Genomic DNA, 14,760 nt, shown 5'->3' with positions numbered 1-14,760 from the left:
CGACGATGAGCAACGTTGAAACCATTAAGGTGGTCCCGGCGCGTTATCCGCTGCGGGCCGTTGGTGCCGCGGTAGCGCTGTTTGTGCTGGCGGGCGTGATTCAGTCCGTAGCCTTTAACCCGCGCTGGGAGTGGGCAGTGTTCGCCCGCTGGTTCTTTGACCCGGTGATCCTTGAAGGTGTAGGGCAAACGCTTCTGCTGACGCTGATCGGCACCGCGCTGAGCGTGGTGATTGGCGGCATGCTGGCCCTGGCGAGACTTTCTTCATCCTGGCTGTTGAGCAGCCTGGCGTGGGGTTACATCTGGCTGTTTCGATCGTTACCGCTGATCGTGGTGCTGATCATCCTGTACAACTTTTCCTATCTCTACGACACACTCTCGCTCGGCGTGCCGTTCACCGGCATCACCTGGGGCAGCTTTGAAACCATCAACGTGCTGGGGCAGTTTTCCACTGCGGTAGTGGGGTTAACCCTCGTTCAGAGCGCCTATACCGCAGAGATTATTCGCGGCGGATTTCTCGGCGTTGACCACGGGCAATATGAAGCTGCCGCTGCGCTTGGTCTGCCTGCATGGCGACGCACGGTGCGCATCATTTTGCCCCAGGCACTGCGCACCATTCTGCCGTCGGGATTCAATGAAATCATCAGTCTCGCCAAAGGTACGGCGATGGTTTATGTCCTGGCGATGCCGGAACTGTTTTATACCATTCAGATGATCTACAACCGTACGCAGGAGGTGATCCCTCTGCTGATGGTGGGGGCTGCCTGGTATCTGGTGATTACCACCGTTTTGTCCGCTATACAGCATGTCGTTGAGCGCGGTCTTGCCCGCAGCGAACGCCGTTCTGCCGTTAATCAGAACCGTGCGGCCAGCCGTACCCGGTCTGTTACCACCTCGCCAGCACAGGAGCCCATCCATGCAAGCCTCTCCTGAAGGACACATTTCCATTACCGGAGTCAGTAAGTTTTTTGGCCGCCACAAAGCGCTCGACAACGTCACGCTTGAGATCCCTCCGGGATCGGTCACGGTGATCCTCGGGCCGTCCGGCTCGGGTAAATCGACCCTTTTACGCACCATTAACCATCTGGAGCGAGTCGACGAGGGTTTTATCCAGATCGACGGGGATTACATTGGCTACCGCCGTCAGGGAGACAAACTCTACGAGCTGAAGGAGAAAGAGATCCTCAAACAGCGTGTCAACGTGGGCTACGTGTTCCAGAACTTCAATCTCTTTCCGCATCTCACGGTGCTGGAAAATTTAATTGAGGCACCTGTCGCGCATAAGAAACTCAGCAAAAAAGAGGCGGTAGAGCACGCCTGGAGCCTGCTTGACGTCGTGGGTTTACGCGATAAAGCGGATGCCTGGTCGCGTCACCTCTCCGGCGGTCAGCAGCAGCGCATTGCCATTGCTCGTGCACTGGCGTTACGTCCTCGCGTGATGCTGTTTGATGAACCCACCTCGGCTCTCGACCCGGAGCTGGTGGGCGAAGTACTGGACGTGATCAAAAAACTGGCCCGATCCGGCACTACGCTGGTGGTGGTGACCCACGAGATTGGTTTTGCCCGGGAAGTGGCGGATCAGGTGGTGTTTATGGTCGACGGTAAAATTGTGGAGCAGGGCAGCAGTGACGAGGTTTTAAACCGTCCGTCGCACCCGCGAACGCGCCAGTTTCTGTCAAAAGTGCTGTAAGGAGCGCAGATGAAATATGGACTTCTGGTGGGGCTGATCTTTTCGGCTGCCAGCCACGCCAGCTTAGATTTAACAGCAAACGAGCGACCTCTGCCGGTAACGGTCGATCCCCAGGCGGTGGCAAAGATACCTGCGGATTATACGTTCGTTGAACCGGGAACACTGACGGTGGCCATTTCGGCGCTGAACTCTCCGCCGCTGGCGCTGCTTGCCAGCGATAATCGAACGCGGATTGGCAGCGATCCGGATATTGCTCGTCTGCTGGCGGGCAGTCTGGGGCTAAAACTGAAGCTGGTCCCCACGGCGTGGGAAGACTGGCCGCTGGGGATCACCTCCGGGCGCTATGATGTGGCGCTGGTGAATATTGCGGTAACCGAGCAGCGGAAAGAGAAATTTGATTTTGCGACCTATCGCGTCGATTCACTGGCCTTTTCGGTGAAATCCACGAGCGAGATTCAGTCAATCAAAAGTGCGGAAGATCTGGCAGGGAAAAAGGTGATCGTTGGCTCTGGCACGAATCAGGAACGTATTCTGCTGGGCTGGAACGAAGAGAACAAAAAGGCAGGGCGTGAACCTGCGCTACCGGTCTATCTGACCGACGATGCCTCGGGCAATCTCTATATTCAGTCCGGCAGGGCAGATGTCTTTTTTGGGCCGCAGTCGGTGTCGGCGTATAAAGCTGCACTGACCGGCAAAACCCGCGTGGTCGGTTTAGGGCCGAAAAAAGCCTGGGTCGCCACCACGACCAAAAAAGGGAATCAGCTGGTTTATGCTCTGCAAGCCGCACTGGACGGGGCAATTAAGCGGGGAGATTACCAGAAGGTGCTGGCGCGCTGGGGAGAGCAGGGCGAAGCAGTGGAGCGCTCCGAGGTCAACCCCCCTGGGATAACCTACTAACCTACTAAAGGTGCTCTACACTTAGGGTTTTTATCCCTGAGGGGGCAACATGATTAAACTCTATGGCGTACCCGGCTGGGGCTCGGCAATCAGTGAAGTGATGCTAACCCTGGCTGATATCCCTTATCAATTTATCAACGTGGACGGGTTTGACCAGCCCGGTCCGCAGCGTGAGCTGTTGCACAAGCTGAACCCGCTGTGCCAGGTGCCCACGCTGGAGCTGGAAAATGGGACCATCATGACAGAAACCGCGGCGATTGCTCTGATGGTACTCGATAAATGTCCCGAGCTTGCTCCACCTCCAGAACAGGCCGAACGCCAGCAGTTTCAGCGTTTACTGATCTGGTTTGTCGCCAATGTTTACCCCACCTTCACGTATGCCGATTACCCCGAGCGCTGGGCGCCAGATGCGCCGGAGCAGCTGCAGAAAAATTGCATTGAGTACCGTAAATCGCTCTATCAGTGGTTCGACGGTCAACTCAAGGCGAGCCCTTATGCGCTGGGTGAACGCCTGACGCTGCTTGATGTGTATATTGTGGTCACGCGCACCTGGGGGCCTCGTCATGAATGGTTTGCCGCGAATACCCCGAAGATAACAGCGATTGCGGACACGGTTACTCAGCTTCCGAAACTGCACAAGGTGTTAAAGGCAAACAATATTATCTGATAACGTGGAACCCTGGCTCATAACTGGAAACCTGCACATGCCACATGTAGATATCAAATGTTTTCCCCGCGATTTGAACGACGAACAAAAAACTGCGCTGGCGGCGGATATTGCCGACGTCATCATTCGCCATTTCAACAGCAAAGACAGTTCCGTGTCGGTTGCGCTGAACCAGGTAGCGCCGGAAGACTGGAAAGCCCAGGTCTGGGATACCGAGATAGGTCCGAAGCTGGATGAGCTGATTAAGAAGCCAGGGTATTCGATGTAAATCTTTTGCCGGGGAGCGGATAAGTCCTCCCCGGCTCAACTTCCCGTTTTTCGCAAAAAACGATAAAAATGCGTTTTGTCTTATCCGCTACACTTAACGTTTCTGACTGACTTATTATTAATCCTTAGGAAAGATCTCCAACAGAATCAATTAAGGACAGACACGTTAAAGGATAATTTTCTGATGACAAAATTACCCCGTTTTTCATTCGCCTTTCTTCATCCCCGTTACTGGCTAAGCTGGGCAGGCATTGCCGCGCTGTGGCTTATCATGCTGCTCCCTTATCCGCTTCTGTTCAGAATTGGTCATGGTCTTGGTCGACTGGCGATGCGCTTGCTTCCCCGCCGCGTCGAAATTGCCCGCCGCAACCTTGAGCTTTGTTTCCCGGAGATGAAAAAGGCGGAGCGAGAGTCATTGCTGCAGCGTAATTTTGAATCGGTAGGAATGGGGGTGATTGAAACCGGAATGGCATGGTTCTGGCCTGCGTGGCGGGTTAAGAAATGCTTTACCGTTAGGGGCTATGAGCACATGGAAATGGCGCGGGCGAAAGGTAATGGCGTGGTGCTGGTGGGAATGCATTTTCTCACACTTGAGCTGGGCGCGCGGATATTTGGCATGCTCAACCCCGGTATTGGCGTATATCGTCCTAATAATAATGCCCTGCTGGACTGGCTACAGACGCGAGGGCGTCTGCGTTCCAATAAATCTATGCTCGATCGTCATGATTTAAAAGGCATGATCCGCTCGCTGAAGCAGAATGAAATTTTGTGGTATGCCCCGGATCATGACTATGGCAAAACCAATAGCGTCTTTGTGCCGTTCTTTGCGGTTCCGGATGCCGCGACGACCGCTGGAAGCTATATGCTGGTCAAAAGCGCTAAGCCCGCCGTCATTCCCTTTGTGCCGCGACGCAGGGTGGATGGCAGCGGTTATGAACTGATTATTCTGGAGGATATCAGCGAGGCGTTGCAGGGGGGAGATAAAGAATCTGTTGCGACGCAAATGAACAGAGCGATCGAACAAGCGGTACGCATGGCACCAGAACAGTATATGTGGCTGCACCGGCGCTTCAAAACCCGCCCGGAGGGGGTGCCGGACCGATATGCGCGTGCAAAAGACGTGACGTCCTCCGTTAATATCTTATCCGCTGAAGAGATTTCTGAGCGGTCTGGCATACAGCACTGAGGCAAAAAACCATGCCCTCACTCTTGTGGTGAGGGCATAAATATCCCCTACAGGGCAGACCTGCGATAAGGTGCGTAATCTGCTTGCCACCAGGTCTGCTCGATGCGCGCCAGCAAGATTTCGTTGTCTATCGACGGGGCGACGCCCTGATCAATCGCCGCACGGGCAACGGCGAGGGCAATCTGGCGTGACACCGTTTCAATGCGATCGACCGGCGGCAACAAGCCCCCTTTCTCGGTGGTAACCAGTGGAGACTGCGCGGCCAGGCTGCGGCTTGCCGCCATCAACATCTCTTCCGTCACACGGCGGGCGTTGCTGGCCAGGATCCCTAGCCCCAGACCCGGGAAAATATAGGCGTTGTTACACTGGGCGATGTCGTACTGCTCGTTTTGCCAGAACACCGGGGCAAACGGGCTACCGGTGGCCACCAGTGCGGCACCCTGGGTCCACGCGATAAGATCCTGTGGCTGCGCCTCTGCCCGTGATGTCGGGTTCGAGAGCGGCATGATAATAGGGCGCGGGCAGTGCCGATGCATCTCTTTCACAATTTCTTCACTGAAGAGTCCTGGCTGGCCTGAAACGCCGATCATCACCGTCGGATGTGCATTTTTTACCACTTCCAGCAGGGAGATATTATTGGCTTCTACCTGCCAGTGGCTAATCGCATCACGCGCGGTGAGAAGGTTTTTCTGGAAGTCGAGCAGGTTGGTCATATCGTCGGTCAGCAAGCCAAAGCGGTCGACCATAAAGATCCGGCTGCGGGCTTCGGACTCTGTCAGGCCGTCATCAACCATCAGGGCCACAATTTTTTCTGCTATTCCGCATCCGGCGGAACCGCTGCCCAGGAAGACCACACGCTGATCGCGAATGCGTGTACCCGCTGCATGGGCTGCCGCAATCAGCGTACCTGCGGTGACGGCTGCCGTTCCCTGAATGTCATCATTGAAGCAGCACAGCTGGTCGCGGTATCGCTGGAGCAGTTTAGTGGCGTTTTTCTGCGCGAAGTCTTCAAACTGCAGAAGAACATTTGGCCAGCGTGCTTTGACGGTGCTGACAAACATATCCATAAATTCAGCATATTGATCGTCGCTGATGCGCGGATGGCGCCAGCCCATATACATCGGGTCGTCCAGGTGCTGCTGATTATTCGTCCCGACATCCAGCATAATGGGCAGGGTGGAAGCCGGATGGATCCCCCCGCAGGCGGTATACAGCGACAGCTTACCAATCGGGATACCCATTCCACCGATACCCTGATCGCCAAGCCCCAGAATACGTTCCCCGTCAGTCACTACAATCACTCGAATATCGTTGCGCGAGAAACTTTGCAGCATCTCATCAATACGATGGCGGTTTGGCCATGAAATAAACAACCCGCGTGCCCGACGGTAAATGGTGGAGAAATGCTCGCAGGCTTCACCTACCGTCGGAGTATAGATAATTGGCAATGTCTCTTTCAGGTGCGAGCGTAAGAGATTGTAAAACAGGGTCTCATTGGTATCCTGAATATTACGCAGATACACATGACGGGAAATATCGCTTTTAAAATGACAGAATTGTACCCACGCGCGTTCCGTCTGCTCTTCAATGGTTTCAACGTTGTGAGGCAATAAACCATGCAGGTTGAAATTATCACGTTCTTCTTTTATGAACGCGAGACCTTTATTTAATAATGGGTTTTCCAGCAATACGGCCCCGTTATAGGGAGTGTACAGAACTTCTTTGCGAGACATGGTTAACTCCTGAATTTTTTAAATAAAACAGATTAAGAGATTAAATAGATCATAATGCCTTCAGTCAGTACGCCGACGGCAGTGCCAATTAATATGGAGGATGAGGCAGTATCAATATAGGTGTCGCTGCGTATGGCAAACATACCTGCGGCGATAGCGGAAGGCGTCGCACCAATAATAACAACCTGCTGGAGTAAGGTATGGCTAAGACCAAATGCGATACCGGCTACGGCCATGATGGCGGGTTGAATGAGGTTTTTAATACTGATATTGGTAAATGTCTGCACATTCAATTTTGGACGTTCACCGTAAAATAACAGGCCGAGAGCAAACAGCGACAGTCCACCGGAGACTTTGCCAACCATCTCAATGGGCATACTGAGAATTGACGGGATCTGTACGCCAGCCAGGCTGAGCAATACACCGGAAACGGGTATCCAGACGATAGGATTACGTGCCGCTTTGATGAGGTTTTGTATCACCATCGCTCCAGGATGCAGCGATTCCAGACCATCATGACTGTTCTTATCTCCCATACGAATCAGGACGATAGTCAACGGGATCATGATAACGCTGGTGATGATATTGCCGATCAGTACGCCAATGAATCCTTCTGGCCCAATCAACACAGCAAGCACGGGTGCCCCAAAGTAGGCCATATCCGGAAAGGCACAAACCAGAGACTGAATGGCACTGGTTTTTATATCGTGACGAAAAACAAAACGTGAAATAAATAATGTCAATAAATACGAACCCATTAAACCGACAACCAGGACCGCCATAAACGTCAGGTTCTTAATTTTGCTCGGGTCGGTATGCAATGCGCCAATAAAAAGATGAAAGGGAAGTGCAAAACGAATCACCACTGTCGCCATAACGTTTGCATCTTCACGTCGGGAATACCCGAGTTTCCCGCTTAACCACCCAAGCAGCATTATAAAGACGAGCGGAAACAGCGACTGTAATAGTAATGAAGGCATAGTATTTCCTGTAGGGTATTTTATGTGTTTTGTTGCAGCGCTAATCTAGCGGTTAGATAGCACGGTAAGAGTGACAATGGTCACACTCTCTCTGGTTTTATTAATTTCAAAATGATTGCGTTAGTTGGATAAGTAATAGGGGTGGCAAAAATTGATTAGGCACAAGAAAACAGCAATGCCTGTCTAAAATAACTTTAGTTACTTAATGATGAATAAAGTTATTTAACGGGAAAGGGTTGTATTGTTCACACTTCTTTCAGGCCCCGCATGTTATTTTTTACACTGAGCCTGTTTTTAGAAAAGGCCACGTAAGTCTTTAATTGATATTAAATAACATTTATCCGTATTGGAATAATTCCGTGTTTATTCCTTTTCTTTGCATATCCGAACACAATTATCAGGTGATTATATGAAAGATAATCCTGTACCGACTTCTGAGTTGTCGTCCACGCGTTTTGCCTTTGGGCTTTACAATACCGAGGTTGGCGCAGTCCCGTTGATGCTATTCGTCGGGATCGCTGCCATTGTGGCGACCTCTGCCTGGGCAGGCTTGCTGCCGAAAAATATGATCGGCGGACTCGCAGTCATCATGACCCTTGGTTTTGCGTTTGCGAAAGTGGGGCGGCAAATCCCGTTGCTGAAAGACATCGGCGGCCCGGCAATCCTGTGTCTGATGGTCCCCTCCGTACTGGTCTATTTTGGTGTCTTCGAAAAACACACGCTGGATACGGTGCATCTGTTGATGAAAGAGGCAAATCTGCTCTATTTCGTCATCGCCTGTCTGGTGGTAGGGAGCATTCTGGGAATGAACCGGATACTGCTTATCCAGGGGATGATGCGCATGTTTATCCCGCTGGTGGCCGGGACTTTCATGGCGGTACTGAGCGGGCTCATCGTGGGTTCACTGTTTGGCTATACCCCGTACCACACGTTCTTTTTTATCATCGTGCCGATCATTGGTGGCGGGATTGGTGAGGGGATTTTGCCGTTGTCCCTGGCCTATTCGGCAATCCTTGGTCATACGCCGGACGTCTATGTTGCTCAACTGGCGCCTGCCGCGGTGGTGGGGAATATCTTCGCCATTATTTGTGCAGGCTCGCTGGCGCGTCTGGGAATGAAACGTCCTGCATTGTCGGGTAATGGCATGTTAACCCGTAGCAAAGAAGACAGCAGCCTCTTTGCGGGCGCGGACAGTGCTCAGCAGACAGATTTCCATCTGATGGGAGGCGGGTTACTGATGGTGTGCGCATTTTTCATCGTCGGAGGGTTGTTTGAAAAACTGGTACACATTCCCGGTCCGGTGCTGATGATCCTGATAGCCGTACTGTGTAAATACTTTAAGGTGATCCCGGCCTCAATGGAGCAGGGCGCACACAGTTGCTATAAATTCGTCTCGGCTGCGCTCGTCTGGCCACTGATGATTGGTCTGGGAATGTTATACGTGCCGCTTGAAAGCGTAGTGTCTGTCTTCTCAGTAGGCTACGTGGTGGTATGTGGTTCGGTGGTGATTGCGATGGCGCTGAGTGGCTATTTTATTGCCTCGCGTCTGAATATGTATCCTGTGGAAGCGGCCATTGTCACCTGCTGCCACAGTGGTCTGGGCGGGACAGGGGATGTGGCTATTTTGTCTGCCTCTAACCGAATGTCGCTCATGCCGTTTGCACAGATTGCCACCCGTATCGGCGGCGCATCGACGGTGATCATCGCCACGCTGCTGATGGGCTGGATTATGTAACGTAGCAGGGGTAAGCCGGGTAACACACCCGGGCTTACCCCTTTGTTGTCGGCACAATCTGAACATGGTTTTGTTTCACCTCATGACCCTGCGCATTCACATAACCAATATGCACCGGATCGCCGCTTTCTTTATCCACCAGGGTTAAATGCGGTGCGGTGTGTAAAACATGTTTGTGTCCCCATTTCATCAAAGATAAAAGCACCGGGGCAAGGGTGCGGCTTTTGTCGGTAAGCTGGTACTCATACCGTTCCCGTGCTCCCTCTTCCCGGTAAGGTATACGGGAAAGCAACCCCAGTTCTGTCATCAACTTTAAACGTGTCGCTAACGTCTGTTTCGCTATTCCGGTATGTATTCGCATGGTTTCGAAACGCGTCACACCGTAAAACGCCTCTCTCAGAATCAACAAAATCCATTGATCGCCCACGATTTTTGCCCCTTCAGCCAGACCGCACAGTTCTGGCGAGAGGTAAGGCAACAATTTATCTTTTGACACAGGATGTTTTCCTTTTTAATCTAAGTATGATTTTTAGACCTTGCTTATAGGGAGAATACAATGCCTTTTGTAAATGTACAAACGATTAAAGGGATCATGAATGCCGAGCAGAAGAGCGAGCTGTTGCGCCGTATGACGGACTTAATGGTGGAAATCGAAGGGAAAGGGGATCCGGAGTTCCGGCGCTCGGTCTGGATCCGTATTGATGAGCATGACCCGGAGCAATGGAGCCTGGGGGGATTACAGCCTACCGCTGAAATGATTGCGAAGAAATTCGCGTCGACGCAGGCGTCCTGATAAGAGGCCGGGAGGGACACAGTATCTCCCGGTGAAACCTTGTTTGCAGCCGGGTTCGCCCGCAATGAGTATCGACCGATGAACAGTCGACAGCTTCAAACAAGACGGAAAATTGCGGCCAGTTTTTTGACTGCGTCTTCTATTTCCCTCTCCGTATAAGCGGCAAAACCCATCAAAAAACCGCTGGTCAGGGGTTTGTCTGCATATAAACTGGTAAGCCCTAATATATCAACATTTGCGCGACGGGCGGCGGCGGCAATCTCCTTCTCGGAGATCCCGTGCCTGAGGTGACAAGGCATCTGCATTCCACCTGTTGGTATTACGCACTCAACATAATCAGAAAGATACTCATCCATCAGCCTGGCCAGTTTGTTGCGGCGAGTAACATAAACGCTCCGCATCTTGCGAATATAGGCACCAAAATGCCCTCCCTCCAAAAATTTCGCCAGCGTCAGTTGGGATATTGAGGCGGTATGGCCGTCCATTAATGTCCTGGCCATGGTCATCGACTCTACCAGTTCTGAGGGAACAATCATGTACGCAATACGTAGCCCGGGGAACAGGGACTTGGTGAAAGTCCCGATATAAATTGTCCGGTTGTAAGCATCAAGCCCCTGAAGACAGGCCATAGGCTTTCCTTCATAGTGAAACTCACTATCGTAGTCGTCCTCAATGATCCAGGCGGAGTGACGATTTGCCCAGTCAATGACAGCCAGGCGTCGGTCAAGAGAGAGCGTCACCCCGGTAGGATATTGATGAGAAGGGGTAAGGTAGATAGCCCTGGCAGGACTGGTCAGAGCATTCAGCGCGTCAATTGAGATGCCTTTATCGTCAAGAGGAACCGGAAGACAGTGCAGTCCGGCAGATTTAAACGCTTTGTATGCTCCTTGATAGCAGGGATCTTCAATGGCAATGCCATCCTCTGCGTCCATCAGCACGTGGGAACAGAGAGCAAGCGCCTGCTGAGAACTGGTCAGAATGATGATCTGTTCAGCCCTCGCACGCGTCCCGCGCTCAAGATTGACATATTCCGCGATTGCCCGCCGTAGGCGTTCCATGCCCTGCGGAGGGCTTTGCTCTAATATCTGGTGTTGATATTCCTTAAGAACCTGCCGCTGAAGTCGCTCCCAGGTTGGAATGGGAAACATGCGCGTCTCGGGGATACCCGGTGCCAGTGGGCGGGGCGAGGAAAATTCGCGGATCCCGCCACTTTCATAGATGATCTTTCCACGAGCGCTGAGTTTTGCCTTTCGTCTATCAGCGGCAGGATGCTGCTGCCGGGAATGCGGTTTTAAAAACCGTGCGCTGGAAGAGACAAAGCTTCCTCTGCCTGTTTGCCGCTCAATAAAACCTTCTGCATGCAGGCTGGAATAAGCTGCTTCAATCGTATCCCGGGAAACACTCAGTGAACTCGCCAGCGCGCGTGAAGAGGGAAGGGCCTTACCGTGAGATAAGATCCCTTCCAGTATCAGTGACCGTATTGCTCTCTGGATCCTTTCATGCAGGGGCAGCGATCCGTTGGAAGGATCAATAATCCATGCCTTAACCGTTTCAAGTTGTGCGTGCTTAAACATCTTTACCCACTCTCCCTCGTGTGGCCTCCATTATAAAACAACACGGCAAAATTGGTCTGCTTCACTTGCGAAAATTGGCGGGGCTAAACGTGCCATTTAGCGCATACACTCATCCCGAAACCGTGAATGAATAAACAAAGAGGTTGTTATGAATAATACGATTGTGACCATTGAGGCTGTTCAGGAAAGTGATTACGAGAGCTGGATGCCATTGTGGGGTAAATATCAAGAATTTTATAACGTTGATCTCTCCGGGGCAGTCACTCAGCGCACCTGGCAACGATTTTTCAGCCCCATTGAGCCACTATTTTGCTTAATGGCAAGATATAACGGAGAGGTGGTGGGTTTTGCGCATTATCTTTTCCACCGTTCAACCTGGGCGGAGAGCGATTACTGTTATCTTGAAGATTTATATGTTTGCGATGCCGTCAGGGGCAAACACATTGGTAAACAGTTAATAGAATATGTTCAGCGAGAAGCGAGAAAACATCATGCGCGTCATCTTTACTGGCATACACATGAAACCAACTACCGCGGGCAACGATTGTATGACTGGGTCGCGAAAAAAAGCGGCATGATTGAATATCGTATGCACGTAAGATAAATCCCTTCGCTGACGTGATGCCCCCTCAAATGTTGACGGGGCGTTTCAAGCTATTATTTAGCCTGTAACAGTATGTCCATCAGTCCCGGGAAACGGGCATCGAGATCGTCTCTACGCAAAGAAATCATATTCTCTCGTCCCTGCTGACGTTGCCAGATCACTCCGCTGTCACGCAATACGCGCCAGTGATGTGTCATTGTGGACTTCACCACATCTTCCGGGCGTAGTGCGTTACAGCTTAGCTCGCAACCATCGGCCAGCCTGCGGATAATCGACAGCCTGAGCGGGTTGCCGAGGGCAAACAACACATTTTCCAGCAGTATCTGTTCTGTTTCGGGGTGGTTTTGGATCATCGTTTTCCTGCGTCTGGTGTCAGATTGAGCTATATCAACAATAGGTCAATCGTTAAAAAATAGTTCGATAATACTCGTACAATGGGACTATTATAGCAAACGAACGAATACACGACCATCCTGGTCGTCACAACCTGTCTTACTGACTAAGGAAATATTATGCCCCGACCCATCCCCCTCGAACGTTATCGCAACATCGGTATCTCCGCGCATATCGATGCCGGTAAAACGACCACCACCGAGCGCATCCTTTTTTACACCGGGATGAGCCACAAACTGGGTGAAGTACACGATGGCGCGGCAACAACTGACTGGATGGCGCAGGAGCAAGAGCGCGGGATCACCATTACGTCCGCGGCCGTGAGTTGCTTCTGGCCGGGTATGGACAGAGGGTTTGAACCGCACCGGATCAACATCATCGACACCCCGGGGCACGTGGATTTCACCATTGAGGTGGAACGTTCCATGCGTGTACTCGACGGTGCCGTGATGGTGTATGACTCCGTTGGCGGCGTTCAGCCGCAGTCCGAAACCGTCTGGCGTCAGGCGAATAAATATCACGTGCCGCGGCTGGCCTTCGTTAACAAAATGGACCGTCCGGGTGCCGATTTCTTCCGCGTCGTACGCATGATGCAGGAACGTCTGAAAGCGAACCCGGTACCGATTGTTATTCCGGTTGGCGCGGAGGAACACTTCACCGGCGTGGTGGATCTTATCAAAATGCGTACCATTTTGTGGGACGATGCCACCCAGGGCATGGTGTTCACCTATGCGCCCGTGCCGGATGATTTACTGAGTACCGCGAAGGAATGGCGGGAAAAAATGGTCTCTGCGGCGGCGGAAGCCAGCGATGAGCTCATGGATAAATATCTGGAAACCGGCGATCTGGACGAGGCGGAAATCATCAGAGGTCTGCGTATTCGCACTATCTCGGGTGAAATCCAGCCTATGCTGTGCGGCAGCGCGTTCAAAAACAAAGGTGTGCAGCGCATGCTCGATGCGGTCATTGAGTTGATGCCGTCACCACTGGATGTGCCAGCCATTGATGGCGTGGATGAAAAAGGCCAGCACGCTGAGCGTCATCCCAGTGATGATGAGCCGTTCTCCGCGCTGGCATTCAAACTGATGAGCGATCCGTACGTCGGGCAACTGACCTTTATCCGCGTTTACTCTGGCGTGCTGCGCAAAGGCGACGCGGTGTATAACCCGGTGAAAGGGAAGAAAGAGCGCATTGGGCGTATTGTGCTGATGCATGCCAACGATCGCCACGAGGTGGATGAACTGCGCGCCGGTGATATCGCGGCCTGCGTTGGGTTGAAAGATGTGACAACCGGTGACACGCTCACCGATCCGAATGCCGTCATCACGCTTGAACGCATGGAGTTTCCGGATCCGGTTATCTCCCTTGCTATCGAGCCGAAAACCAAAGGCGATCAGGAGAAAATGGGGATCGCGCTGCAGCGTCTGGCGGCGGAAGACCCCTCTTTCCGCCTGCATACTGACGAAGAGTCCGGCCAGACGATTATCTCCGGGATGGGTGAGTTACACCTTGAGATTATCGTCGACCGCATGAAGCGTGAGTTTGGCGTCGAGGCGAACATCGGTCGTCCACAGGTGACCTACCGGGAAACCTTGCGTAAAGCGGTGAAGGATATCGAAGGTAAGTTTGTCCGTCAGTCCGGCGGTAAAGGACAGTACGGTCATGTGGTACTGAGCCTTGAGCCGACTGAACCGGGCAGCGGATTTACGTTTGAAGATGCCACCAAGGGCGGCGTGGTGCCGCGCGAGTATATCCCGTCCGTTGAAAAAGGGCTTCGGGAAGCGATGAACAGCGGCGTGCTGGCGGGGTATCCGGTGGTCGATGTCAAAGCGACGCTGACGTTTGGTTCGTATCACGATGTCGACTCCTCGGAGATGGCGTTCCGCATGGCGGCGATCCTCGGATTTAAAGAGGGCGCTCGCAGGGCGGATCCGGTGATTCTTGAGCCGATCATGCATGTCGAGGTGGAAACACCGGAAGAGTACGCCGGCAACATTATGGGCGATCTCTCTTCTCGCCGTGGCATGGTGCAGGGGATGGAAGAGCAGTACGGAAGCCAGATTATTCGCGCTGACGTGCCGCTGGCAGAGATGTTTGGTTATGCCACCACGCTGCGCTCGATGTCACAGGGGCGTGCGACGTATACGATGGAGTTCCATCATTTTGCGGAAGCACCGCGAAATGTTGCGGATGAGATTATTTCACGACGTGCTAAGAGTTAATTAATTGCACATGGTAGTCG

The 14,760-nt window shown here is 52.4% G+C and carries 15 protein-coding genes; 10 read left to right on the top strand and 5 right to left on the bottom strand.

Annotation, left to right across the window (positions count from 1 at the left end):
• Positions 1 to 5: 5 nt before the first annotated feature.
• The 6 genes from ACLHV8_RS11145 (at position 6) to ACLHV8_RS11120 (ending at position 4,706) form a co-directional block, all read left to right on the top strand.
• Entirely contained in the window at positions 6 to 932 is a 927-nt protein-coding gene (locus ACLHV8_RS11145) for an amino acid ABC transporter permease (RefSeq protein ID WP_208594840.1), read from the top strand.
• The gene (locus ACLHV8_RS11140) at positions 916 to 1,689 is read left to right on the top strand and encodes an amino acid ABC transporter ATP-binding protein (RefSeq protein WP_028018882.1); all 774 of its coding nucleotides are present in this window, start codon (positions 916 to 918) and stop codon (positions 1,687 to 1,689) included. Before ACLHV8_RS11145 ends, ACLHV8_RS11140 begins: the two co-directional genes overlap by 17 nt.
• A gap of 9 nt (positions 1,690 to 1,698) precedes the next feature.
• Positions 1,699 to 2,586, top strand: a complete 888-nt coding sequence (locus tag ACLHV8_RS11135) for an ABC transporter substrate-binding protein (protein ID WP_049007317.1) — start codon at positions 1,699 to 1,701, stop codon at positions 2,584 to 2,586.
• A 49-nt stretch (positions 2,587 to 2,635) separates the two neighbouring features.
• Positions 2,636 to 3,253, top strand: coding sequence for a glutathione S-transferase family protein (locus ACLHV8_RS11130; protein ID WP_208594839.1), 618 nt, complete (start codon positions 2,636 to 2,638; stop codon positions 3,251 to 3,253).
• Between the two features lie 37 nt (positions 3,254 to 3,290).
• Positions 3,291 to 3,521, top strand: coding sequence for a tautomerase PptA (gene pptA, locus ACLHV8_RS11125; protein WP_049007315.1), 231 nt, complete (start codon positions 3,291 to 3,293; stop codon positions 3,519 to 3,521).
• Between the two features lie 183 nt (positions 3,522 to 3,704).
• A complete protein-coding gene (locus ACLHV8_RS11120) occupies positions 3,705 to 4,706 on the top strand; it encodes a Kdo(2)-lipid IV(A) acyltransferase (protein WP_208594838.1) in 1,002 nt (333 codons plus the stop codon).
• A 47-nt stretch (positions 4,707 to 4,753) separates the two neighbouring features.
• Here ACLHV8_RS11120 and ACLHV8_RS11115 read toward each other — a convergent pair whose 3' ends face one another.
• Positions 4,754 to 6,439, bottom strand: coding sequence for an NAD-dependent malic enzyme (locus ACLHV8_RS11115; RefSeq protein WP_129325144.1), 1,686 nt, complete (start codon positions 6,437 to 6,439; stop codon positions 4,754 to 4,756).
• 32 nt (positions 6,440 to 6,471) lie between these two features.
• Positions 6,472 to 7,419: an AEC family transporter gene (locus ACLHV8_RS11110; RefSeq protein ID WP_028018888.1), complete on the bottom strand. Its 948-nt coding sequence runs from the start codon at positions 7,417 to 7,419 to the stop codon at positions 6,472 to 6,474.
• A 409-nt stretch (positions 7,420 to 7,828) separates the two neighbouring features.
• Between ACLHV8_RS11110 and ACLHV8_RS11105 the strand changes: the two genes are divergently transcribed.
• Entirely contained in the window at positions 7,829 to 9,154 is a 1,326-nt protein-coding gene (locus ACLHV8_RS11105) for a 2-hydroxycarboxylate transporter family protein (protein WP_028018889.1), read from the top strand.
• A gap of 34 nt (positions 9,155 to 9,188) precedes the next feature.
• On the opposite strand, the gene ACLHV8_RS11100 is transcribed toward ACLHV8_RS11105, so the two are convergent.
• Positions 9,189 to 9,650 carry a winged helix-turn-helix transcriptional regulator gene (locus ACLHV8_RS11100; protein ID WP_410392124.1) on the bottom strand — a complete coding sequence of 154 codons (462 nt, stop codon included), beginning with the start codon at positions 9,648 to 9,650 and terminating at the stop codon, positions 9,189 to 9,191.
• A gap of 60 nt (positions 9,651 to 9,710) precedes the next feature.
• Here ACLHV8_RS11100 and ACLHV8_RS11095 point away from each other — a divergent pair, with 60 nt between their 5' ends.
• Positions 9,711 to 9,947, top strand: a complete 237-nt coding sequence (locus tag ACLHV8_RS11095) for a tautomerase family protein (protein WP_028018891.1) — start codon at positions 9,711 to 9,713, stop codon at positions 9,945 to 9,947.
• 95 nt (positions 9,948 to 10,042) lie between these two features.
• On the opposite strand, the gene ACLHV8_RS11090 is transcribed toward ACLHV8_RS11095, so the two are convergent.
• Positions 10,043 to 11,521, bottom strand: coding sequence for a PLP-dependent aminotransferase family protein (locus ACLHV8_RS11090; RefSeq protein ID WP_410392123.1), 1,479 nt, complete (start codon positions 11,519 to 11,521; stop codon positions 10,043 to 10,045).
• Positions 11,522 to 11,669: 148 nt separating this feature from the next.
• Here ACLHV8_RS11090 and ACLHV8_RS11085 point away from each other — a divergent pair, with 148 nt between their 5' ends.
• Entirely contained in the window at positions 11,670 to 12,125 is a 456-nt protein-coding gene (locus ACLHV8_RS11085; protein WP_410392122.1) for a GNAT family N-acetyltransferase, read from the top strand.
• A gap of 53 nt (positions 12,126 to 12,178) precedes the next feature.
• Here the strand turns inward: ACLHV8_RS11085 and ACLHV8_RS11080 are convergent, their stop codons facing one another.
• A complete protein-coding gene (locus tag ACLHV8_RS11080) occupies positions 12,179 to 12,478 on the bottom strand; it encodes an ArsR/SmtB family transcription factor (RefSeq protein ID WP_028018894.1) in 300 nt (99 codons plus the stop codon).
• 159 nt (positions 12,479 to 12,637) lie between these two features.
• Here ACLHV8_RS11080 and fusA point away from each other — a divergent pair, with 159 nt between their 5' ends.
• Positions 12,638 to 14,740, top strand: coding sequence for an elongation factor G (gene fusA / locus ACLHV8_RS11075; protein ID WP_028018895.1), 2,103 nt, complete (start codon positions 12,638 to 12,640; stop codon positions 14,738 to 14,740).
• Positions 14,741 to 14,760: the final 20 nt, after the last annotated feature.

This window comes from Enterobacter sp. CPE_E863, from assembly GCF_046521465.1.
Lineage (GTDB): Bacteria > Pseudomonadota > Gammaproteobacteria > Enterobacterales > Enterobacteriaceae > Enterobacter > Enterobacter adelaidei.
This window is presented reverse-complemented; position numbering and strand designations above follow the sequence as displayed.

Bases quoted from the DNA above. Each gene is read 5' to 3' on its own strand.
- ACLHV8_RS11080 (WP_028018894.1), bottom strand. From the start codon at position 12,478: ATGATCCAAAACCACCCCGAAACAGAACAGATACTGCTGGAAAATGTG.
- ACLHV8_RS11095 (WP_028018891.1), top strand. From the start codon at position 9,711: ATGCCTTTTGTAAATGTACAAACGATTAAAGGGATCATGAATGCCGAG.
- ACLHV8_RS11145 (WP_208594840.1), top strand. From the start codon at position 6: ATGAGCAACGTTGAAACCATTAAGGTGGTCCCGGCGCGTTATCCGCTG.
- ACLHV8_RS11090 (WP_410392123.1), bottom strand. From the start codon at position 11,521: ATGTTTAAGCACGCACAACTTGAAACGGTTAAGGCATGGATTATTGAT.
- ACLHV8_RS11105 (WP_028018889.1), top strand. From the start codon at position 7,829: ATGAAAGATAATCCTGTACCGACTTCTGAGTTGTCGTCCACGCGTTTT.
- ACLHV8_RS11115 (WP_129325144.1), bottom strand. From the start codon at position 6,439: ATGTCTCGCAAAGAAGTTCTGTACACTCCCTATAACGGGGCCGTATTG.
- fusA (WP_028018895.1), top strand. From the start codon at position 12,638: ATGCCCCGACCCATCCCCCTCGAACGTTATCGCAACATCGGTATCTCC.
- ACLHV8_RS11140 (WP_028018882.1), top strand. From the start codon at position 916: ATGCAAGCCTCTCCTGAAGGACACATTTCCATTACCGGAGTCAGTAAG.
- ACLHV8_RS11085 (WP_410392122.1), top strand. From the start codon at position 11,670: ATGAATAATACGATTGTGACCATTGAGGCTGTTCAGGAAAGTGATTAC.
- pptA (WP_049007315.1), top strand. From the start codon at position 3,291: ATGCCACATGTAGATATCAAATGTTTTCCCCGCGATTTGAACGACGAA.
- ACLHV8_RS11135 (WP_049007317.1), top strand. From the start codon at position 1,699: ATGAAATATGGACTTCTGGTGGGGCTGATCTTTTCGGCTGCCAGCCAC.
- ACLHV8_RS11110 (WP_028018888.1), bottom strand. From the start codon at position 7,419: ATGCCTTCATTACTATTACAGTCGCTGTTTCCGCTCGTCTTTATAATG.
- ACLHV8_RS11130 (WP_208594839.1), top strand. From the start codon at position 2,636: ATGATTAAACTCTATGGCGTACCCGGCTGGGGCTCGGCAATCAGTGAA.
- ACLHV8_RS11120 (WP_208594838.1), top strand. From the start codon at position 3,705: ATGACAAAATTACCCCGTTTTTCATTCGCCTTTCTTCATCCCCGTTAC.